Here is a 21,186-nt window from a genome sequence, read left to right as displayed (position 1 = left end):
CCCGGCAATTAGACTCACCACCATGAGTTCTGCGTCACCGCTGTCCACCCTGTGCGGTAAGCCGGTGGCGACGGATCGGGCGCTGGTGATGGCGATCGTCAACCGAACCCCCGATTCCTTCTACGACCGGGGAGCCACCTTCTCCGACGACGCCGCGATGGCCGCGGTGGCCCGCGCGGTCTCCGAGGGGGCGGATCTGGTCGACATCGGCGGGGTGAAGGCCGGTCCGGGGGACGAGGTCGACGCCACGGAGGAAGCGCGGCGGGTGGTGCCGTTCGTGGCGGCCATCCGCGCGCGTTATCCCGGCCTGTTGATCAGTGTGGACACCTGGCGCAGCGAGGTCGCGCGAGCGGCGGTGGCCGAGGGCGCGGATCTGATCAACGACACCTGGGCCGGCGCGGATCCGCAGCTCGCGGGCGTGGCCGCCGAACTGGGGGTGGGGATCGTGTGCAGCCACACCGGCGGCGCTCAACCGCGCACCCGGCCGCATCGGGTCCGGTACGCCGATGTGGTGTCCGAGGTCACCGATACCCTGGTCCGGGCCGCCGAGGCGGCGCGCGCGGCGGGGGTCGCCGCGGACGCGATCCTCATCGATCCGACCCACGATTTCGGGAAAAACACCTACCACGGGCTCGAACTGTTGCGGGCCGTGGACATTCTTGTAAATACCGGATGGCCTGTCTTGATGGCGCTGAGCAATAAGGATTTCATCGGAGAGACTCTTGGTGTCGGACTTTCCGAGCGATTGGAGGGGACATTGGCGGCAACCGCGTGGGCGGCCGCGGCCGGCGCCCGGGTCTTCCGAGTTCACGAGGTCGCCGCAACCCGGCGAGTAGTGGACATGATCGCGGCGATTCAGGGCATCCGGCCCCCCGCACGAACCTTGCGAGGTCTGGTATGACGTTCGATTGGACTGCCACGCATACGTGGGATCGACCACAGTGGGCGATCGACGAGTTGGTCGACGCGAAGGACGGGCGCACCGTCTCGGTGGTGCTGCCGGCATTGAACGAGGAACGCACGGTCGCCGATGTGGTGGCCAGTATCCGGCCGCTGCTCGGCACGCTGGTCGACGAATTGGTGGTGCTGGATTCCGGCTCCGTGGACGCGACGGCCGAGCGGGCACGGGCGGCCGGGGCGCAGGTGGTCACCCGTGAGCAGGCCGTGCCCGAACTGGAGCCGGTTCCCGGTAAGGGGGAGGTGCTGTGGCGCTCACTGGCCGCGACCTCCGGCGATCTGGTGGCCTTCGTCGATTCGGATCTGATCGATCCCGATCCGATGTTCGTGCCGAAACTGCTGGGTCCGCTGCTGACCGTGGACGGTATGCATCTGGTGAAGGCCTACTACCGGCGTCCGCTGCGCCAGGGTGCGGCGGTGGAGCAGCACGGTGGCGGCCGGGTGACCGAACTGGTGGCGCGACCGCTGCTCGCCGCGCTGCGGCCGGATCTGTCGAAGGTGTTGCAGCCCTTGGGCGGTGAGTACGCGGGGACGCGGGAACTGCTGACCGCGGTGCCGTTCGCGCCGGGCTACGGTGTGGAGATCGGCCTGCTGCTGGACACTTTCGACATGCTCGGCCTCTCGGCGATCGGCCAGGTGAATCTGGGCGTGCGCACGCACCGCAATCGTCCGCTGTCGGACCTTGGCGTGATGAGCCGGCAGATTCTCGGAACCGTGCTGGGGCGCAGCGGAATTCGCGACTCCGGTGCGGCATTGACGCAATTCCCGCTCATCGGTGAGGAATTCACCGCGCTGAGCACGGATGTGCACCTGGCGGATCGGCCGCCGATGAACACCCTGCGTCCCACCGAGGTCGCCGCCTGATCACCGTTCGTGGCGGTAGATCGGCGTGAGGAGATCCACCTCGATCGGTTCGCCGGTGTGGCGGTCGTAGCGGACGCCGATCACCGCCGAGAAGGCCCGGGTGTCGGCGCGCTCGTGCAGGGTCGCCAGCCGGGTGCCGAGAAGCCGTATCGCGCCGAGTGATCCCGGCGGATGCAGTCCGTCGATGACGAGAATGGTCCCGTGCCCGTCCGGGCGGGGCAGACGCGCCAGATAGGCGATGTCGAAGGGTTCGGTGCCGCCCGGCCGGTAGATCCGCCGGGCGGCCCGGTCCTCGATCGCGCGGCGCACTCGCCCGGCCCGCGCGAGGGTCCGGCGCAGTCGCGGGTCGGCCGAGACCAGATAGCGCAGACTGGGCGACAATTCGGGCCCGCCGAGCACGATCAGGCCCTCACGGTCGAGATCCACCGGGCGCCCGGGGAGGAACCGTTCGACCGTGACGGTGAATCCCAGCTGTCGCAACAGTTCCGCCAACCGGTGCGGCGCGGCGGCATCCGGCGCGCCGATCAACGGCGTGGCACGGGTGACCGCGCGCAGATCAGGCGTCAGCACGGTGAGCGGTCCGTGCCCGAAGAACAACCCTTCCGGTACCGGCCCCTGGGTACTGACCTGGTGAATCCGGGCGCGTGAAAGTCCCGCTGCCGCACCGATCCTGGCGAAGGTCCAGCCCTCGGCATGCAGCTCTCTGATCACCGCTCGGCGGATGCGGGTGAGCTCGTTGATGGTCTGCTGGGCCGCCGCGACCCCTTCGGTGGCAGCCTTGAGACGTTCGACCTTGTCTTCGATCGCGAACACCCGTGCCACCTCGTCGGCTGACATGTGCGAAGTCTAGATAGCTCGACAGCCGGATGTGTCTAGTCCGGTTGACGAATCCGCCGTCTGCGGCGAATCAATCGAGCACACCGGGCATTTGGGCCGGACCGGGCGGTCCGTACGGGGACTATCAGTGTTTTCGATCAGGTGGCGTCGAAATCGATCGGCGGTTTCTCGTTGCGGTCGAGCGGTTTCGGCGGTTCGGGCACCGAATAATTGGGTGGGGTCACAGAATTCGGCGTGCCGGTCTGTGAGGTCGCGGAATTGCCGGACGAACCGTTACCCGGATTCGCGCCGCCGAAGGTGCCGGTGAACAGCGAATCGTCACCGTCGAAGAGATGTTTGGTGACCATCGACCGCGGCGTCATCCCGCGCAGACCTTCGAGTGGTTTGCGCAGTTCGTTGAGCTCTTCCAGAGGTTTGCGCAGTTCGTCGAGCTCGGGTCCGAGATCGTTGCGCAGCTGGCTGGTGGCGCCGGAGGCGTAGTCGCGGACCTGACGCAGACTCTGCGCGGTCCAGCGAATCGCCCCCGGAAGCCGCTCCGGGCCGAGAATCACCAGCGCGGCGACCACCAGGATCACCATCTCGGGCCAGCCGATATTGAACATAAGACCAGGCTACTGGGGTGCTTGCGGGGCGTTCTTATCGGATTCCAGCGTCACCGGCACATCGACCTGGCGGCCGTCGCGGATCAATTGGAAATTCACCGTCTCGCCGATCTGATGGGACTGCACGGCGACGGTGAGTTCGGCCGGTTCGGTGACCTGCCGATCGCCCACCTTGACGATCACGTCGCCCTCGGCGATACCCGCCTTGGCCGCCGGGCTGTTGCCGACCACATCCGCCACCGCGGCGCCGCTCATGACGTCGTTCTCGACCTGCTTGGTCTTCGCGCTGACCCCGAGCCACGGGTGATACATCACACCGTCGCGAATCAGGGTCTGCGACACCCGCTGCACGAGATCCACCGGAATCGCGAAGCCGAGGCCGACCGATCCGCCGCTCTCGCTGCGGATGGCGGTGTTGATGCCGATCAACCGGCCCTCGCCGTCGACCAGGGCGCCGCCGGAGTTGCCGTGGTTGATCGCGGCGTCGGTCTGCACGGCGTCGAAGGCGCCCGCGGTGTCGTCGCCGGCCTCGGGGCTCTCCTGGATCGCGCGGTGCAGCGCGCTGACGATGCCGGAGGTGACGGTCTTGCTCAGGCCCAGCGGCGATCCGATGGCCAGCACATCGTCACCGACCTGCACATCGCCCGACTTCCCGAGCCGGGCAACGGTGAGGTTCTTGACGTCGACCTTCAGCACCGCGAGGTCGGTCTTGGGGTCGCGGCCGACCAGCTGGGCCGGGGCCCTGGTGCCGTCGGAGAAGGTGGCCTGGATCTTGGCGCGCCCGGATTTGTCCTGCGCCGCCATCGAGATGACGTGATTGTTGGTGACGATGTAGCCGTTGCCGTCGATGACCACGCCGGAACCGAGGGCGCCGTTGTCGCCGACGGTCTCGCGGATCGAGACGACCGACGGCAGCACCGCGTCGGCCACCTTGGCGACCTGGCTGTGCGGTTTGTCGGTATTGCTCTCCTGCTGCAGCGCGATCTTGCGCGAAGTCAGCGCTCCGGTGTTCTCGGCGGTGAACCGGCCGACGAGGCCGCCGAGCACGCCGATGATCAATGCGGCCACACCCAGGATCGCCAGGGCCTTGGGCGCGACCTTGCCGCCGAACAGCACCTCGCGGGCGCCGAGTTTGACGCCCGGCGGCAGCGGCTGTGGGGCGGGGGTGTGGATGGCGGGATCGCCGAGCCGGGCCGCGGCCGCGGGATCGCGCCACGGATCGACCGGGGCGCTCGGATCGGGCGTGTCGGCCCCGGCCTCGGGATCGCGCTGGAGGAGCTCGTCGGAACCCGCCGGCCGTCCGAAGGCCTCGGCGAGCACCGCGTCCGGCGGGCGATTGACCAATTCGGGAGCGTCGTGGCGCGGCGCGGGCGCGGCCTGGGTATGCGAAGCGAAAGATCCGGCCTGCCCCTCGGGGCGGCGGAAAGCGCGGGCGGTGTGTTTATCGATATCCGGGCGGTACACCGGGCGCGGCCCCAGCACGGGCGCGTCCGACGGCCTCAGGTTCCCCCTGGCCGCCGAATCCGATGAAGCGGACGGCGTCGATTCGGTGGTCACGTTCGCAAACTCTACTTGCGCCACCATCCCGTCCACCGCCTGCTCTCGAATCCCATTTCTCGATTCGAGGAGGAGGCGAAACGGAACGAATCCGCCCGCAGGCCGAGGAAACTCGCGCCACGCGACATATCGTCGGTGCTACTACCGGTGAGGTCGGCCAACGGAATTCGGCTCAGCGTGTCCTGCAGGTCCGTCGGCGCGGAAATCTGCATCTGTGCCGCCCGGCGCAATGCCACCCGGGCCTGCTGCTGCGCCTCGACCTCGGCGGCGCATTCGGGGCAGCGGGACAGATGTTCGGCCGCGCGCAGATAGGCGTTCATTCTCAGCTCGCCGTCGACATACGCGACGACGGCCTCATTGGCCAGGTGTTCGGTGGGGGCGAATCGACCCTCGCCGGTCATACGGATGCACACCCTTCCGACGGACTGCAGCTTCGCCGGGCACGGCCGCGGCGCTGCACCGCTGTTTACCCGACTTTCTCCTCAGCGGCGAACCGCTGCTGAGAACCATTATGCGCAAGATATTCCCGCAACGCCTGACGGCCGCGGTGGATACGGCTGCGCACGGTACCCAACTTCACCCCGAGGGTAGCGCCGATCTCCTCGTAGGACAGACCCTCGATATCGCACAGCACGACGGCCGCGCGGAATTCCGGCGCCAGCGCGTCGAGCGCCCGCTGCAGGTCCGGATCCAGCCGGGCATCGTGATAGACCTGCTCGGGGCCGGGACCTTCGGACGGCACCCGGTCGTAGTCCTCGGGCAGCGCCTCCATCCGGATGCGGTTGCGCCGGCGAACCATGTCCAGGAACAGATTCGTGGTGATCCGGTGCAGCCAGCCCTCGAACGTGCCGGGCTGGTAGTTCTGCAACGAGCGGAAGACCCGGATGAACGTCTCCTGGGTGAGGTCCTCCGCGTCCTGCGGGTCACCCGTCAGGCGGTAGGCCAGCCGGTACACCCGGTCGGCGTGCTCGCGGACCAGTTCGTCCCAGGACGGCATCATGGTGCGGTCGCCGGTGGCGTCGAAGGCGGCGGTGCCACTCAGCGCATCGTCGTCCGCGGCATCGACCGCGACGGCTTCGGTATCGTCGAAGTCGGCGCCGTTCAGGACGTCGGCCCCGGCTTCGGTACGGGCATCGCTACGAGCGGCACCGGGCAACTCGTAGTCGGCCGAGACGCCGATCGGCAGACTCGACTCGGGCAGGGTGGCGTACTCGCGCGCCGCATCGACCTTGTGGATGGGGTGACCTCCTACTCGGGACCGTGACAGGCGCACGACGACTGGTGGTCGTCGCGTACCGGGTACAACCGCGAACCTGAGTCCGGTGTTCCCGGGCGCCGTCCGACGGTCGGCCGGCCCTTGCTTGGTCATTACTCTGGCGGTTCCCGATGTGCCGGTGGTATGGGGAGGCTGAGGGACACCTGAGAAAAACACCGGCCGTCGTCGCGCCCCCGAACTGCCCCGCCGTTAGCCTCATATTCGTGAGCCACATCCCAGCGGCATCGGCCCTGCAGCGCAACCTCGCCTACGTGGAGGAATCCGTGGTCGAGGACGAGATCCTCATCGCGGCGCGGGAGCGGGCCACCGAACTGGGCGCCGCGCCGGTGCCGCCGTCGGTGGGAGCGCTGCTCAGCATGTACGCCCAGTTGCTCGGCGCGCGGGCGGTGGTCGAGGTCGGCACCGGCGCCGGCATCAGCGGCCTGTGGCTGCTCGACGGCATGCGCGAGGACGGCACGCTGACCACGATCGACTCCGAGCCGGAACATCAGCGCGCGGCCAAGGACGCCTTCCGCGCGGCCGATATCGCCCCCGCGCGCACCCGGCTGATCAACGGCCGTGCTCTGGACGTGCTGCCCCGGCTCGCCGACGGCGCCTACGACCTGGTGTTCATCGATGCGGCCCCGCTCGAACATCCGCAGTACGTCGAGCAGGCCGTACGTTTGCTGCGCGAGGGTGGGGCGGTGCTGATGTACAACGCGCTGCTGGGTGGGCGGGTGCCAGATCCGGCGCAGCGCGACGCCGCGACCCAGGCGGTGCGGGCGGCGACGCGGGCCGTGGCCGAGGATCCGGACCTGACCAGCGTGCTGATCCCGGTCGGCGACGGCCTGCTCTGCGCCTCGCGCGGCTGATCACCGCTCGCGATCACCCGGCGGCTCGATTCCGCCGGCCCCGAAATTAACTCGCGGGACGCTGCCGACCTGCGCATTCGATCGCCGAAATTCAGTGTGTGCCGAGTCTTGCGTGCGGATTGAACGAGTGTTTAGTATATTGAACATGTGTTTAAGGGAGCAGCCGTACCGGAAGGATCCGCCTCGGATCTGAGCACGCCCGCCCGGATCCGGGACGCGGCGATCGTCGTCTTCGGAGAAGAGGGATTCGGGGTCGGGGTGCGGGCCATCGCCAAGGCGGCGGGGGTTTCGCCCGGACTCGTCAATCACCACTTCGGTTCCAAGGACGGCCTGCGCGAGGCGTGTGACGAGCACGTACGTGCCGTCATTCGGGCCGCGAAGACGGAATACGTCCAGCAGCCCTCGCCGACTTCGACCCTGAAGGCCCTCGCCGAGATCGAGGAGTTCGCGCCCTACACCGCATATCTGATGCGCAGCTTCCAGGCCGGCGGAACGCTGATGACCTCGCTGTTCGATCAGATGCGCGCGGATGTGGAGTCCTATCTCGAGGTCGGCATCGCGGCCGGCACGTTGCGCCGGCCCAGGGACGTATCGGCGACGGCGAATTATCTGGCGGTGCAGAACGGCGGGGGATTCTTCTTCTACCTGCAGCTCTACGCCGCCCGCCACGAAGGAAAGCTCGACTTTCGACAAGCGTTGCGCGAGTACGCCGACCAGATGGTGCTGCCGGCCATCGAGGCCAACACCCACGGCCTGTTCACCGATTCCTCGGTGCTCGACTCGTTGCTCGCCGAAATGTGAACCCATATCTCACAAGGAGATTCGATGTCATCGGCAATCGAGGTCCGGAAGCTGCACAAGCATTTCGGATCGGTACGCGCCCTGGACGGCCTCGACCTCGAGGTCGCCGAGGGCGAGGTGCACGGCTTCCTCGGGCCCAACGGGGCCGGCAAGTCGACCACCATCCGCATTCTGCTCGGCATCCTGGCACGCACCTCGGGGCAGGCGCGGGTGCTCGGGCGCGACCCGTGGACCGATGCGGTCGACCTGCACCGCGATATCGCCTACGTCCCCGGCGATGTCACGCTCTGGCCGTCGCTGTCGGGCGGGGAGACGATCGATCTGCTGGGGCGGATGCGCGGCGGAATCGATACCGGGCGCCGCGCCGAGATGATCGAGCGCTTCGAACTCGATCCGCGCAAGAAGGCCCGCACCTACTCCAAGGGCAACCGGCAGAAGGTCGCGCTCGTGTCCGCCTTCTCCTCGAACGCGCGCCTGCTGCTGCTCGACGAACCGACCTCGGGCCTGGATCCGTTGATGGAACAGGTTTTTCGCGACTGTGCCCGGGAGGCGGCCGAGCGTGGCGCCACCGTGCTGCTGTCGAGCCACATCCTCTCCGAGGTGGAGGCGCTGTGTGATCGGGTCACGATCATCCGCGCCGGCAAGACCGTGGAGAGCGGCACCCTGGCCGAGATGCGTCATCTCAGCCGCACGGCGATCACGGCCGAACTCGTCGGCGACCCGGGCGATATCGGCGCCATCGCGGGCGTCGAGGACGTCACGATCGAGGACCACACGCTGCGCTGCCAGGTCGACAGCGAACATCTCGGGGAACTGATCCGCGTGCTGGGCGACGCGGGCGTGCGCAGCCTGGTCAGTCAGCCGCCGACGCTGGAAGAGCTGTTCCTGCGCCACTATTCGCTCGACGGCGACGCGCCGGACGAAGCCCGCCGGTCCGCACACACTGCCGCGCGGGGCGGGCAGGCATTGAGCGAGGCGACGAAATGACCACCGCCACCCTCGACCGCCCGCACGGCGGTTTCACCAAATCCTTCGCTCGCGCTGCGGATTTCACCGGCACCGGCCGGCTGCTGCGGCTGTACCTGCGGCGGGACCGGATCGTCCTGCCGCTGTGGGTGCTGTTGTTCTCGGCGCCACTGGGCAGCGTCTACTTCTCCAGCGTGAAGAATCTGTACTCGTCACCGGCGGATCTGCAGAATTTCGCGCACACCATCCTGTCCAGCCCGGCGCAGCTGGCGCTGTACGGCCCGATCTACAACACCAGTCTCGGTGCGGCCGGAGCGTGGAAACCGGGAGCGTTCTACACCCTGATCGGCATCGCCACCATCCTCACCGTCATCCGGCACACCCGTGCCGAGGAGGAGACCGGACGCGAGGAGCTGCTCGCCTCGACCCGGATGGGCCGCTTCGCCGCCCTGACCGCCGCCCTGCTGCTGACCTGTGCCGCCTGCGTGACGGTCGGAATCGTCGCGACGTTGAGCATCGCCTCGTCGGGAGTGCCGTTCGACGGCTCGCTGGCCTTCGGCGCGGCGCTGGCCGCTTCGGGCATCGTCTTCGCAGCGGTGGCCGCGGTCGCCGCGCAGCTGAGCGCGAGCGCGCGCCTGGCCCGCGGGATCGCCCTGGCGGTACTCGCGGTGACCTTCACCCTGCGTGCCATCGGTGATGCGCGCGCCGGAGACGGTCCTGCCGACATCCTGACCTGGTTGTCCCCGCAGGGCTGGTCGCTGCAGGTCCGTCCCTTCGCGGGAGATCGCTGGTGGGTGCTGCTGCTGCACGCGATGACCACCGTGGTGTTGATCGCGGTCGCCTATACGCTGCTGCGGCGGCGCGACCTGGGGGCCGGACTGATCGCCGACCGGCCCGGTCCCCCGGCGGGATCGGCCCTGTTGAGCGGGCCGTTCGGGCTGGCCTGGCGGTTGCAGCGCGGCACCCTGGTGGCGTGGACGGTCGGGCTCGCGCTCTACGGTCTGATCATCGGCAGCGTGGTCCACGGCATCGGCGACGAGATCGGCTCCAGCCAGACCGTTCGCGACATCATCGCCCGGCTCGGCGGTTCGCAAGGGGTGGAACAGGCCTTCCTCAACACCGCCTTCTCGATGGTCGGATTGGGCGCGGCGGCCTTCTCGATCTCGGCCGCGCTGCGCATGTACGCGGAGGAGAGCGACGATCGCGCCGAAACCGTGCTCACCGGCGCGGTCGGCCGAATCCGCTGGGCCGCAAGTCATCTGATCTTCGCCTTCGGCGGTCCGGTGGTGGCGCTGTTCGTCTCCGGAGTGATCGGCGGCCTGGCCTACGGGATCGCCGCATCGGATGTGGGCGCCAAGTTCCCGGAGGCGCTCGGCGCGGCGATGATCCAGATTCCCGCGGTGTGGGTGTTCACCGCGATCACGGTGCTGCTGTTCGGGCTGCTGCCGCGCTGGACGCCGGTGGCGTGGGGAGTGTTCACCGCAGGCGTGGCGATCTATCTGCTCGGCTCGATCTCCGGTATGCCGCAATGGGTTCTGGACCTCAACCCCTACGGTCATCTGCCGAAACTGCCGGCGGAGGATTTCCGCGCGGTGCCGGTGATCGTGCTGCTGGTGCTCGCGGCGGTGATCACCGCGGTCGGACTCGTGGGCTGGCGCCGACGCGATCTGCGCTGATCCGCAGGGTATTTCGCCGCCCGGTCGCTCCCGTTCCGGAGCGCCGGGCGGCCTTTCCCGTGGCCGGGATCACCCGGCAGCCGATACCATTGGCACAGTGGGTAATTCGGCGGTACCGGGAGGCGGGGAGTGTACGAGCGCGGAATCCTGATCGAGGTCGCGCCGCGCGGGTGGCTGGTCCTGGCTCTCGTCAGCCTCGGCGCGGCGGTCTTCGTGGCACTGCTGGTGATGTTGCTGGTCAGTGACGACAAATTCGACGATCCGGCGAGATATCCCAGAGTGCCGCACGGCACCTGTGCACCGTTCTGCTACACGCCGGAGAGTCCGGGTGTCACCGAACCGGCTCCGCCGCCGCAGTATCCGATGCCGGGCCGCTGAGGCTCCGCAGCGTCGAAGTTCGCGGGTCAGACCCAGACGCCCTTGCCGACGGTGACCACGCCGCCGTTGCTCACCGCGAATCGCTCGCGGTCGCGGTCCAGATCGACGCCGATGATCTCGCCCTCGCCGACCATCACGTTCTTGTCGAGGATCGCGCGCCGCACGACCGCGCCGCGGCCGATCCGGACCCCGGGCATCAGCACACTGCCCTCCACGGTCGCCCCGTCCTCGATGAACACATTCGAGCTCAGCACCGAATTGCGCACCGTCGCCGCGGACAGGATGCTGCCCGCCCCCACGATCGACTCCTGGGCCAGCCCGCCCTGCGCGAATTTCGCCGGCGCCAGATTCTCCGCCGTGCCGCGGATGGGCCAGTGCTTGTTGTAGAGATTGAAGATCGGATGCACCGAGACCAGGTCCATATGCGCCGCGTAGAAGGCGTCGATGGTGCCGACGTCGCGCCAGTAGCCGCGGTCGCGGTCGGTGGAGCCTGGAACGTCGTTGCGCGCGAAGTCGTAGACACCGGCCTGCCCCTGGGAAACCAGCGCCGGAATGATGTCGCCACCCATGTCGTGATCGGAATCGACATCGTCGGCATCGGCGCGAATCGCGTCGACCAGCACCTTGGTGGTGAAGACGTAATTGCCCATCGAGGCGAAGGTCACATTCGGATCATCGGGGGTGCCGGGCGGATGGACCGGCTTCTCCAGAAATTGCGTGATGCGGCCCGATTCGTCGGAATCGATACAGCCGAAAGCACCCGCCTCACTGCGTGGCACCCGGATTCCGGCCACGGTCACCCCCGCACCGGAATCGATGTGGTGGGCCACCATCTGTTCGGGATCCATCCGATAGACGTGGTCGGCGCCGAACACCACGATGTAGTCGGGGTCCTCGTCGTAGATCAGATTCAGCGATTGCATGATCGCGTCGGCACTGCCGGTGTACCAGCGCGGTCCCAGCCGCTGCTGGGCCGGGACCGGAGTGATGTATTCGCCGCCGAACCCGGACAACCGCCAGGTCTGGGAGATGTGCCGGTCCAGAGAATGCGATTTGTACTGGGTCAGCACACAGATGCGCAGATAACCGGCGTTGACGAGATTGGAGAGGACGAAATCGATCAGGCGGTAGGCGCCCCCGAACGGGACCGCCGGCTTGGCGCGGTCCTTGGTGAGGGGAAAGAGTCGTTTGCCCTCACCACCGGCTAGCACTACTCCGAGTACGTGCGGCTGGCTCCTCACGGAATTCAACCTACCGTCCCAGGCCACGGCGTGTCCGATGCCGGTTCACTCCGGCGTGGCCGGGCAGGTGTGGTGAGGTGAAGGCGCACCGATTAGGTTGGACCGGTGAGTTTCGCGGATGGCGACCGCGAGCCGATATCGATTGCCGGCCCCGACCTGCTCCGGGTCGCGATGTTGACCCGCGAATATCCCCCCGAGGTGTACGGCGGGGCAGGCGTGCACGTGACCGAACTGGTCCCGCAGTTGCGCCGGCTGTGCGAGGTGACCGTGCACTGTATGGGCGCCGACCGCGCCGACGCGGTGGTGCACCAGCCCGACCCGATGCTGTACGCGGCCAATTCCGCCCTGCAGATGATGTCGGCGCAGCTCCGCATGGCAGATGCCGTCGGCGCCGTCGACGTGGTCCATTCCCACACCTGGTACACCGGACTGGGCGGGCATCTGGCGGCGAGCCTGTACGGCATCCCGCATGTGCTGACCGCGCATTCGCTGGAGCCGCGCCGGCCGTGGAAGGCCGAACAGCTGGGCGGCGGCTACCGGTTGTCATCGTGGTCGGAACGGACGGCGATGGAGAATGCCGATGCGGTGATCGCGGTCAGCGAGGGTATGCGCCGCGACGTCCTCGACGCCTACCCGACCGTCGACCCCGCGCGAGTACACGTCGTGCACAACGGGATCGACACCCGGGCCTGGTTTCCGGGCGGCCCGGTGCCCGAGGCCCGCGATGTGCTCGCCGAACTGGGAGTGCGCGACGATGCGCCGATCGCGGCGTTCGTCGGCCGCATCACCCGGCAGAAGGGAGTCGCTCACCTGCTCGCCGCGGCCCGCGACATCGATCCCGGGATTCAGCTGGTGCTCTGCGCCGGCGCCCCGGATACCCCGCAGTTGGAGGCCGAGGCGGCCGCGGCGGTGCGCGAACTCGCCGCGACGCGCGGCGGGGTGTTCTGGGTCCGCGATATGTTGCCGACCGAGCAGGTCCGCCAGATCCTTTCCGCCGCAAGCGTTTTCATCTGCCCCTCGGTGTACGAGCCGCTCGGGATCGTGAATCTGGAGGCGATGGCCTGCGGCACCGCGGTGGTCGCCTCGGATGTCGGCGGAATTCCGGAGGTGGTCGCCGACGGGCAGACCGGGCGGCTGGCCCATTACGATCCGCAGGCGCCCCGCGACTTCGAACGAGACCTCGCCGACCTGGTCAACGACCTCGCCGGTGACGCCGAGACCGCGGCGCGATTCGGGGCGGCCGGGCGGGCGCGCGCGACGGCCGAATTCAGCTGGGCGAAGGTCGCCGCCCGCACGACCGATCTCTACGACCGCATCCGCAAGGGCTGACGGCCGGGCAGGCACCGGTCGGCGGGCCGCAGTGCCCACGACGTGACGGTCAGCAGGGTCATGGCGCTCAGCACCGCGACTTCCGCGCGGGCGTAGCCGGTGATCAGATGCGACGCGATGGCACCCGTGTAGACGAAAAACGTTCCGGCATAAGCCCATTCCTTGCACAGCGGGAGCCGGGGAGCGGCCAGCACGATCGCGGCCGGGATCTTCCACGCGCCGAGCAACACCAGGAAATAGCGCGGATATCCGAGATGGGTGACCACATCGGTCACGAACGGGATGCGGGCGAGATCCCAGACGCCACCCACCCCGGCCTCGGCGACGATGGCGGCGGTCGCGACCCGATAGCCGACGGTGCGGTAACGGCCGACGGGCGCCGGTTCGCGGCGGAAGAAGCGTCCGGCGGGGCCGGTCGACGTGGCGGTATGAACCGGCTGAGAGCGGGAAAGACTGCGCATGGCTGCCTCCTGGCTGATTATGGTGAGTTGTCGCACCTGATACGGCGGCACTTGATACGGCGTAGCGCGTGGCGAGGATGTGACCGGCATGAGCGAGCGCGAACAGGCCCTGCAACGGCTGCACGACCAGCGGCCGCGACTGCGGGCGCTCGCACACCACATCCTCGGCTCGGCGGTCGATGCGGAGGACGCCGTTCAGGAGACCTGGCTGCGCGTGCATCGCAGCCCGCCCCGCGCGGTCGGCAATATCGATGCCTGGCTCACCACGGCCGTGGCGCACACCTGCCTGGATCTGTTGCGCGCCAGGCGGTCTCGGCCGGAGTATCCGAGCGGTACCCGGCTGCCGGATCCGCTGCTCGTCGCCGATCACCGCTCGGGACCGGAAGAGCAAGCGCTGCTGACGGATTCGGTGAGCCTGGCGATGCAGAGGGTGCTGTCACAGCTGGACCCGGCCGAACGTGTCGCCTTCGTCCTGCACGACATCTTCGCGGTGCCGTTCGATCCCATCGCCGCCCTGTTGGACCGAACCCCCGCCGCCGCACGGCAATCGGCGAGCCGCGCGCGGCGTCGGCTGCGCGCCGCGCCGATACCCGAAGGGGGCCTCGGGGACCAGCGCGCGGTGGTGGACGCGTTCTTCGCGGCCGCTCGTGGTGGCGACTTCGAGGCTCTGGTGGCGCAGTTGGCCCCGGAGATCGTGCTGCGCGCCGACGCCGGTGCGGGAGGCGGCTGGGAGATCCACGGCCCGCACGAGACGGCCGGTCGTGCACTGCTGTTCGCGCGGCCCTCCTCGGACGTACGGCCGGTGCTGGTGAACGGCGCCGCCGGCGCGGTGATCAGGTTCGACGGAAAGCCTGGGGTGCTGATCGCCTTCACGGTGACCGGCGGTCGTATCGCGGAGATCTACGTCTATGCCGACCGGGAGCGGGTGGCGGCTTTCTTCCGGTGAGGGCATGTGGGTCGCCGATGGGCCGCTGTGTCCGGAACTCAGCTCGTCCCGCGTTCACACCGGGGCGCTGACCATCGCGGCCAGGGTGGGCGGACGCCGACCATCCTGCCGAGCGGGCGGCGGCCTATCGTGCCGAGCGGGCGGGCAGCCGCTGACCACCGTCGCGAGCGGGTGGTCGATCACGCTGTCGGCCGACTGGCCGGACATCCGGTGGATCTCGTCGGCGAGAACGATCAGCGCTGGTAGACCGTGACCGTGACCGAGGCGGTGACCGACATCGTCTCCGGGAGGGCGGCGATCAGGTCGCTGCGGGATTCGGCGGCGTGGTGCGCGGACGGGCCCATACCGGCCACATTCGCGATCGACGCGTGGTCCAGGGGCATGTCGTACTCCACCGTGACGCTTCCGGTGCGACGGAAATCGGCGGACAGGGCGTCGGTCAGGCGCGCGTCCTTGTCCGTCTGCACGCCCACCATACCGAGCGGGGCGATGAGTTCACCCAGGTGGCGTGAGGTGGGGGTGACCACGACGAAAGTGCCGCCGGGGCGCAGCACCCGCGCGACCTCGGCCGGATTGCGCGGCGCGAATACGCACAGCACCCGGTCGAGCGCACGGTCCCGGATCGGCAGCCCCCGCCAGACGTCGGCGAGTATCGATGCCGCACGCGGGTGGGCGCGAGCGGCCCGGCGCGCCGCCGGTTTCGAGACGTCGAGTGCGATGCCGTGCGCGGCGGGGGCGGCCGTCAGCCCGGCCGCCAGGAAGAAACCGGTGCCGGCGCCGATTTCGAGAATCGTGCCGGTCGGCGCGCCGTCCGCCACGGCCTCGGCCGTCGCGCGCGCGATCGGGTCGAAATGGCCCGCGCTCTGGAACCGGGCCCGGGCGTCCAGCATGTCCGCGGTATCGCCGGTCATTTTGGTCGCGGCGCCGGTCAGCAGGCTGACGTAGCCCTGTTTGGCGAGATCGAAGCTGTGGCCGGACTCGCACACCAGGCGCCGATCCCGGAGCACGACGCCCGCCCGGCATTCGGGGCAGGCCACCGCGGATGCGATCGCCGCCAGGGGCGTGGCGTGGACTGTGGGCGTCCTCGGCGTGCGGCCGGGGATCGCTTCGCGCGCCTCGTGGTCCGGACCGTTCATGTGATCCAGCGGGCGGATACGGCCGCCCGGTCGGGGTAGCCGCCGCGACGGGCGCAGATCCGGCCGGTGACCCGGCCGGATCTGCGCGCGCGGGTTCGCGCCGGCAATTTCATCACCGGTGTATTTCGTTGGGTCGAGCGGCTAGCTGGTCACCGCGGTGAGCTCTTTACCGAGAGCTGCCGCTTCCTCCGGCGTGAGCTCGACGACCAAACGCCCGCCACCCTCGAGTGGAACCCGCATGACGATTCCACGCCCTTCCTTGGTTGCCTCGAGGGGACCGTCCCCGGTGCGGGGCTTCATGGCCGCCATCCTCTGCTCCCTCCAGATCCGCGCGGTCTGCTGCGCACTTCTCGGAACTAATGTGTTGTCACCAACAGGCAGCCGCCGGACACGACAGGCATGTCCGGTGGGCTGCACCACGCCTATTCTTCCTTATCAGCGAACCGGCCGGGTACCTGAGTTCGAAAACCGACCGGCGTGGCGCGCGATCAACGCCGCAGATCGACCCAGCAATCGGCCAGATGGTCATCGACCATTCCGGTCGCCTGCATCAATGCGTAGGCCGTGGTCGGCCCCACGAACCGGAACCCGCGCTTCTTGAGTTCTCTTGCGAGAGCTACGGATTCGGGTGTGACGGCGGGCACGTCGGACAGCGCGCGCGGACGCGGGCGAACCGGCGGCGCGAACGACCAGAGCAGCTCGTCCAGCCCCGGGCTCAGGTCCCGCGCAACCCGGGCATTGGCGACACACGCGAGGATTTTGGCGCGATTGCGCACGATGCCTGGATCGGCCAGCAGCCGTTCCACGTCGTCGTCCCCGAATTCGGCCACCCGGTCGATGGCGAATCCGGCAAACGCCGCCCGAAACGCCGGCCGCTTGCGCAGGATCGTGATCCACGACAGCCCCGACTGGAATGCCTCGAGGCACATCCGCTCGAACAGCGCGTCGTCCCCGTGCAGCGGCCGGCCCCACTCGGTGTCGTGATAATCCCGGTAGAGCTGCGACGACTGCGACCAGCCGCACCGCACCTTCCCGTCGTCCACTACCGCCGCGACGCTCATCGAAGTCCTCCGGCGGATGTGGGGGGATCGCCCGGCAACGGCGGTGGCGCCCACCCCGTCGCGGATGCCTCCGTCGCCGGGACGAATCCGGTGTTCTGTTCCGGTCCCGGGGCGGCGATGTAACCGGTGGTTCCGGCCGCTTTCGGTTCGGTCGTGGGCTCCGAGCCGGGCCGGTGTTCGGGCGCCGAACCGGTCGGCGCCACGGCGTCACCCCCTGCAGCAGTCTGCGGGGTGGTCCCGTGCTGGACCGATCCCGGAGCCGGTACCGCGGCCTGCGCGGTGGCATCGGTCGGTGAAGTGACGCCACCGGGCGGTGAAACGACACTGCCGAGAGTGTTGTGGGCCTGACCGATCCTGCCCGGCTCACCGACGGTGGACCCGGTGGGCGTGGCAGTGCCGGGGCCCGGGACGGTCGGGGTGGTGCCGGTGGCCGGTGCGTATCCGCTCGCCGAATAGCCGGCCACCGGGAAGGTGGTGCCGGTCGGCGTCCCCGGCCCGATGGGGAGGTTGCCGAAACCTCCGCTGATGGCGACGCCGGGCCCGGCGGTGAGGCCCGCTTCGGGAGTGAGGCTCGCCCCGGAAGCGAAGCCCGGCCCGGGACCGAAACCGGTGCCGAAGCCATCGACCGGACCGATGGACGTCGGACCGGTCGGTCCACCGAGGGCCGGGTTACCTGGATCGGCCAGACCGCCGAGAGCGGTGTTGTCCGGACCCGCCGGAGCGCCGAACGCGGGGCTACCCGGATCGGCCGACGCCGGCCCGCCCAGGCCGTTGAGAGTCGCGCCGGTGGGACCGCCCAAGGGAGCGCCGCCGACAGTCGGGGTGCTCGGTCCAGCCCAAGCCGGCCCACCGAGGCTGGTGGGACTCATGCCGCCGGGACCGCCGAAGGGGGCGCCGACAGCCGGGGTGCCCGGACCGGCCGAAGTCGGCCCGACTATGCCGTTGGGAGTCGCGCTGCCGGGACCGGCGAAGGGGGCGCCGCCGAAGAAGGTTCCGGTGCTGAAGTTGGTGGTCGTGCCGTTGGTGGCGGCCGGGGGAGTGTCCGTGGGCGGCAGCGTGCTTCCCGTATTCGGTTGCGCCGCTGAGGTTTCCGGTTCTCCGGCGGCGGACGGAGTGGCGACGCGGTTGCGCTCGAGCTGGAGTTCCAGCTCGTCGATCCGTGCGGCCAATCGGCTCAGCGCCCAGTCGACCTCGCCCGCCTTGTACCCCCGGAAGACCTGCTGGAATCGCAACGCACGCACATCCGAGCCGCGAATCCCCGCGGTGGGCAGCACCGTCACCGTCGTGCCCTCCGGCAGCGGACCCAATTCCTCCCCGCGCCCGAACACCGCACTGGCCACCAGGAACAGCAACGCGGCCACCAAGCCGACGATGAGCACGTACAACAGCAGCGTGAGCATAGGTCGAGCTTAGGTGGCGACACCGACAGCGAGCCCGGCAGCTGTGGCGAGTCGGTGTGATCAACTTCGAGGACCGGATCGCTGTTCGTCGCGCCGCACGTGGTCGGGCGCGGCCAGTGCGTCCGCGGCCGCCTCGATCGTCTCGACCTGCGCCGGATCGAGGTGAATCATCGCCGAGCGGACCGTTCCCGACCAGACGGTATCGATGGAATTCTGCTCGGCGAGCGCCTTCTCGGTCGGCATCAGCAGGCTCACCCGCCGATCCTCGGTACTCGGTACTCGGTTCGCGGATCACGAGCCCGCGGGCCGCCAGATCTCGCACCGCCGCGCTCACATTGCTGTGCCGCATACGCAGTCGGCGGGCCGATTCGGTCACCGTGGTGCCCGGGGTGGTGAGCACGTGCATTGGGTGAGGACACCGCCCGGCCGATGGCGGTGATGACGGTCCTCACCCGTGCTGGGTCAGCGCGGGGCGCGGCATCGGTGGTGTCCGGAACCCGCTGAGCGAGCGCGGTGGGATCCGCCTACAGGTGCCGGGTGGTGTCGATGCCCAGCGACATGCCCGCCAGCCCGCGGCGGCGCACCGCCAACTTGTCGGCGATGCCCTGAAGCGCTTGTGCCGCAGGGTTTTCCGGGTCGCTCAGGACGATCGGGGTGCCTTCGTCGCCGGCCTCGCGCAGTTCCTGGGTGATCGGGATCTGGCCGAGCATCGGCACCTCGGCGCCGACCGCGCGGGTGAGCCGGTCGGCAACGGCCTGGCCGCCGCCCGAACCGTAGAGCTCCATGCGGGAACCGTCGGGCAGATCCAGCCACGACATGTTCTCCACGACACCGGCGATGCGCTGCCGGGTCTGCAGGGCGATGGCACCGGCGCGTTCGGCGACCTCGGCGGCGGCCGGCTGCGGCGTGGTCACGACCAGGATCTCCGCGTTCGGAATGAGCTGCGCGATGGAGATCGCGACGTCACCGGTGCCGGGCGGCAGGTCCAGCAGCAGCACATCCAGGTCACCCCAGAACACGTCCGCCAGGAACTGCTGCAGCGCGCGGTGCAGCATCGGGCCGCGCCACACCACCGGGGTGTTGCCCTGGGTGAACATGGCGATCGAGATGACCTTCACGTCGTGCGCGACCGGCGGCATGATCATCCGCTCCACCTGGGTGGGCCGCTGGTCGGTGCCGAGCATGCGCGGTACGGAATGGCCGTAGATGTCGGCGTCCAGCACGCCGACCGACAGACCGCGCGCGGCGAGCGCGGCCGCGAGATTGACGGTGACGCTCGACTTTCCGACGCCGCCCTTACCGGAGGCGACCGCGTACACGCGGGTCAGCGACCCCGGCTGGGCGAACGGGATCACCGGGTCGGCGGAGTCGCCGCGCAGCTGCTTGCGCAGTTCGGTGCGCTGCTCGTCGCTCATCACATCGAGGTCGACGGTCACGGCACCGACGCCGGCCACATCGGCCACCGCCTTGGTGACCATCTCGGTGAGCTTGGTGCGCAGCGGGCAGGCCGCGGTCGTCAGGTAGATCTCGACGTGGACACTGCTGTCGTCGCGGACCGAGACGCTCTTGACCATGCCGAGTTCGGTGATCGGCTTGCGGATCTCCGGGTCGTCCACCTTCGCGAGCGCGCCCCGCACATCCGTTTCCGTAACCACTGGCATAGCGGTGAGTCTAGCGACCGTGGCGACGGGGCCGTTCGGGGCAGCCTGGCCGGCTACCGTCCGGCTCAGATTCGCGGCAGCTGGCTGGGCTTGGGCGCCACACCCGTCCGGTACGCGACCTCCCACGCCATCACGTTGGCGACGTAGGCCATCGAGTTGTTGTAGCGCATGATCGCCTTGGACTGCTGCGACAGATCCGACATATCCAGTCCGCCCGAGCAGAGGTAGTTGCCGGCGGTCAGGGCGGCGTCGAACAGGTTCTGCGGATCGGCGATGCCGTCGCCGTCGCCGTCCCCGGCGTATTTGCGCCACGTCTCGGGCAGGAACTGCATCGGGCCGACCGCGCGGGTGAAACCGTGCATACCGCCGTCGAGATCGTCACCGGTCGCGTGCACGACGTTGTTGCCCGCCAGGCTGCCGTCGAGGACGGGGCCGTAGATCGGATCGAGCGCGACGCCCTTGGAATCGGCCTTGCCGTAGGCGTGATGCGATTCGACCTGTCCGATACCGGCCAGCACCGACCACGGCATATGGCAATCCGGCTGCTCCTGGGCCAGAACGCGTTCCGCGTTCTGGTAGGCCGCGTAGGCGATGCCCGGCAGACCGTTGGGCCCCGGCGGCAGATCCGCGGCGACCCGGCCTTCCGGCTGCGCAACGGTTTTCACGATCGGCGGGCCGGGATGCTTTGCGGCGCGCATCATTTCGTCCGGCGCGGCCTGCTGGTCCACGGCTTGCTGAGCATCCGGAGTGTGTTGCGGCAGCGCCACAGCGGTGAATTCGCCGGTGTTGACCTCGGCGGCGGAGGCGCCGACAGCCACGAGTCCCGCGGGGACGAGGCCGGTCAGAGCGATAACGGATCCGCGCCGGACAGGGGTGGCCGGCTGCTTACGGTGACGTCCCACGATGTGGTGACCCTCCAATGCTCGCTGTGAGCTTTTCGTGACACAACGAGATCAGATTACCGCATCCGAGACCTTTTCGTTACTGCTTCGTGACCGCCTGTCCCGTTTACGCCGAAACCCCCGCCTCAGCGGGGGTTTCGGGTCGAACGAGGGTGTCGGGCGACTACTGCGGCGGCGCCGGCGGACCCGGCAGGACCGGCAGCGGGACGACGATTCCGAACGGCAGCGTGATCCCCGGCTGCTGTGTCGGGCTGGGCGGCGCGGCGGGTGCGGGCGCGGCCGCC

At 69.0% G+C, this 21,186-nt stretch carries 22 protein-coding genes and 2 pseudogenes; 9 read left to right on the top strand and 15 right to left on the bottom strand.

Features of this window, described 5'->3' with window-relative positions:
* Positions 1–22: 22 nt before the first annotated feature.
* Both folP and RJ03_RS20355 read left to right on the top strand, forming a co-directional pair.
* Positions 23–901 (top strand): dihydropteroate synthase, encoded by an 879-nt coding sequence (gene folP, locus RJ03_RS37975; protein WP_083871206.1) that lies wholly within the window; start codon positions 23–25, stop codon positions 899–901.
* Positions 898–1,821 (top strand): glucosyl-3-phosphoglycerate synthase, encoded by a 924-nt coding sequence (locus RJ03_RS20355; protein WP_083871204.1) that lies wholly within the window; start codon positions 898–900, stop codon positions 1,819–1,821. Before folP ends, RJ03_RS20355 begins: the two co-directional genes overlap by 4 nt.
* On the opposite strand, the gene RJ03_RS20350 is transcribed toward RJ03_RS20355, so the two are convergent.
* The 5 genes from RJ03_RS20350 to sigE form a co-directional block, all read right to left on the bottom strand.
* Positions 1,822–2,658: a hypothetical protein gene (locus tag RJ03_RS20350; RefSeq protein WP_036504798.1), complete on the bottom strand. Its 837-nt coding sequence runs from the start codon at positions 2,656–2,658 to the stop codon at positions 1,822–1,824.
* A 137-nt stretch (positions 2,659–2,795) separates the two neighbouring features.
* Complete coding sequence (tatB, locus tag RJ03_RS20345) at positions 2,796–3,260, bottom strand: Sec-independent protein translocase protein TatB (protein ID WP_036504795.1); 465 nt, start codon at positions 3,258–3,260, stop codon at positions 2,796–2,798.
* A 9-nt stretch (positions 3,261–3,269) separates the two neighbouring features.
* Positions 3,270–4,844, bottom strand: coding sequence for a S1C family serine protease (locus RJ03_RS20340; RefSeq protein WP_051024939.1), 1,575 nt, complete (start codon positions 4,842–4,844; stop codon positions 3,270–3,272).
* Entirely contained in the window at positions 4,829–5,218 is a 390-nt protein-coding gene (locus RJ03_RS20335) for an anti-sigma factor (protein ID WP_036504793.1), read from the bottom strand. The genes RJ03_RS20340 and RJ03_RS20335 overlap by 16 nt, the downstream gene beginning before the upstream one ends.
* A gap of 65 nt (positions 5,219–5,283) precedes the next feature.
* Positions 5,284–5,922: an RNA polymerase sigma factor SigE gene (gene sigE, locus RJ03_RS20330; RefSeq protein WP_036504827.1), complete on the bottom strand. Its 639-nt coding sequence runs from the start codon at positions 5,920–5,922 to the stop codon at positions 5,284–5,286.
* A gap of 383 nt (positions 5,923–6,305) precedes the next feature.
* On the opposite strand from sigE, the gene RJ03_RS20325 reads away from it, so the two are divergent.
* The 5 genes from RJ03_RS20325 (at position 6,306) to RJ03_RS20305 (ending at position 10,765) form a co-directional block, all read left to right on the top strand.
* On the top strand, positions 6,306–6,944 hold the full coding sequence (locus tag RJ03_RS20325; RefSeq protein ID WP_086006960.1) for an O-methyltransferase: 639 nt from the start codon (positions 6,306–6,308) through the stop codon (positions 6,942–6,944).
* 147 nt (positions 6,945–7,091) lie between these two features.
* Entirely contained in the window at positions 7,092–7,745 is a 654-nt protein-coding gene (locus RJ03_RS20320) for a TetR/AcrR family transcriptional regulator (protein WP_036504791.1), read from the top strand.
* Between the two features lie 24 nt (positions 7,746–7,769).
* Entirely contained in the window at positions 7,770–8,732 is a 963-nt protein-coding gene (locus RJ03_RS20315) for an ABC transporter ATP-binding protein (protein WP_051024938.1), read from the top strand.
* Entirely contained in the window at positions 8,729–10,387 is a 1,659-nt protein-coding gene (locus RJ03_RS20310) for an ABC transporter permease (protein WP_051024936.1), read from the top strand. The genes RJ03_RS20315 and RJ03_RS20310 overlap by 4 nt, the downstream gene beginning before the upstream one ends.
* 129 nt (positions 10,388–10,516) lie before the next feature.
* Positions 10,517–10,765, top strand: a complete 249-nt coding sequence (locus RJ03_RS20305) for a hypothetical protein (protein WP_036504790.1) — start codon at positions 10,517–10,519, stop codon at positions 10,763–10,765.
* A 26-nt stretch (positions 10,766–10,791) separates the two neighbouring features.
* On the opposite strand, the gene glgC is transcribed toward RJ03_RS20305, so the two are convergent.
* Positions 10,792–12,006 carry a glucose-1-phosphate adenylyltransferase gene (gene glgC, locus RJ03_RS20300; protein ID WP_036504821.1) on the bottom strand — a complete coding sequence of 405 codons (1,215 nt, stop codon included), beginning with the start codon at positions 12,004–12,006 and terminating at the stop codon, positions 10,792–10,794.
* Positions 12,007–12,177: 171 nt separating this feature from the next.
* Here glgC and glgA point away from each other — a divergent pair, with 171 nt between their 5' ends.
* Positions 12,178–13,335, top strand: a complete 1,158-nt coding sequence (glgA, locus tag RJ03_RS20295; RefSeq protein WP_036504820.1) for a glycogen synthase — start codon at positions 12,178–12,180, stop codon at positions 13,333–13,335.
* Here the strand turns inward: glgA and RJ03_RS20290 are convergent.
* The gene (locus RJ03_RS20290; protein ID WP_083871202.1) at positions 13,311–13,796 is read right to left on the bottom strand and encodes a DoxX family protein; all 486 of its coding nucleotides are present in this window, start codon (positions 13,794–13,796) and stop codon (positions 13,311–13,313) included. The genes glgA and RJ03_RS20290 overlap by 25 nt on opposite strands.
* Positions 13,797–13,884: 88 nt before the next feature.
* On the opposite strand from RJ03_RS20290, the gene RJ03_RS20285 reads away from it, so the two are divergent.
* Positions 13,885–14,742, top strand: coding sequence for a sigma-70 family RNA polymerase sigma factor (locus RJ03_RS20285; protein WP_036504788.1), 858 nt, complete (start codon positions 13,885–13,887; stop codon positions 14,740–14,742).
* Positions 14,743–14,975: 233 nt separating this feature from the next.
* On the opposite strand, the gene RJ03_RS20280 is transcribed toward RJ03_RS20285, so the two are convergent.
* The 8 genes and pseudogenes from RJ03_RS20280 to RJ03_RS20255 all read right to left on the bottom strand — a co-directional run bounded on the left by RJ03_RS20280 (position 14,976) and on the right by RJ03_RS20255 (position 20,902).
* The gene (locus tag RJ03_RS20280; protein ID WP_083871200.1) at positions 14,976–15,878 is read right to left on the bottom strand and encodes a putative RNA methyltransferase; all 903 of its coding nucleotides are present in this window, start codon (positions 15,876–15,878) and stop codon (positions 14,976–14,978) included.
* Between the two features lie 141 nt (positions 15,879–16,019).
* Complete coding sequence (locus tag RJ03_RS36160) at positions 16,020–16,187, bottom strand: DUF3117 domain-containing protein (RefSeq protein WP_064902036.1); 168 nt, start codon at positions 16,185–16,187, stop codon at positions 16,020–16,022.
* 179 nt (positions 16,188–16,366) lie between these two features.
* Positions 16,367–16,939: a DNA-3-methyladenine glycosylase I gene (locus RJ03_RS20275; protein ID WP_083871198.1), complete on the bottom strand. Its 573-nt coding sequence runs from the start codon at positions 16,937–16,939 to the stop codon at positions 16,367–16,369.
* A 1,058-nt stretch (positions 16,940–17,997) separates the two neighbouring features.
* Positions 17,998–18,339 (bottom strand): annotated as a pseudogene (locus RJ03_RS20270) (DivIVA domain-containing protein); the annotation flags it as partial.
* 60 nt (positions 18,340–18,399) lie between these two features.
* Positions 18,400–18,594, bottom strand: a complete 195-nt coding sequence (locus tag RJ03_RS20265; RefSeq protein ID WP_036504785.1) for a hypothetical protein — start codon at positions 18,592–18,594, stop codon at positions 18,400–18,402.
* A gap of 34 nt (positions 18,595–18,628) precedes the next feature.
* Positions 18,629–18,745 (bottom strand): annotated as a pseudogene (locus tag RJ03_RS39090) (MarR family transcriptional regulator); the annotation flags it as partial.
* Positions 18,746–18,863: 118 nt separating this feature from the next.
* A complete protein-coding gene (locus RJ03_RS20260; protein WP_036504784.1) occupies positions 18,864–20,000 on the bottom strand; it encodes an Mrp/NBP35 family ATP-binding protein in 1,137 nt (378 codons plus the stop codon).
* Between the two features lie 65 nt (positions 20,001–20,065).
* A complete protein-coding gene (locus RJ03_RS20255) occupies positions 20,066–20,902 on the bottom strand; it encodes a lytic transglycosylase domain-containing protein (protein ID WP_036504813.1) in 837 nt (278 codons plus the stop codon).
* Positions 20,903–21,186: the final 284 nt, after the last annotated feature.

The organism is Nocardia aobensis NBRC 100429 (assembly GCF_000308375.1).
Lineage (GTDB): Bacteria > Actinomycetota > Actinomycetes > Mycobacteriales > Mycobacteriaceae > Nocardia > Nocardia aobensis.
The sequence above is the reverse complement of the archived record's forward strand: the minus strand, read 5'-3'. Positions and strand labels throughout refer to the sequence as shown.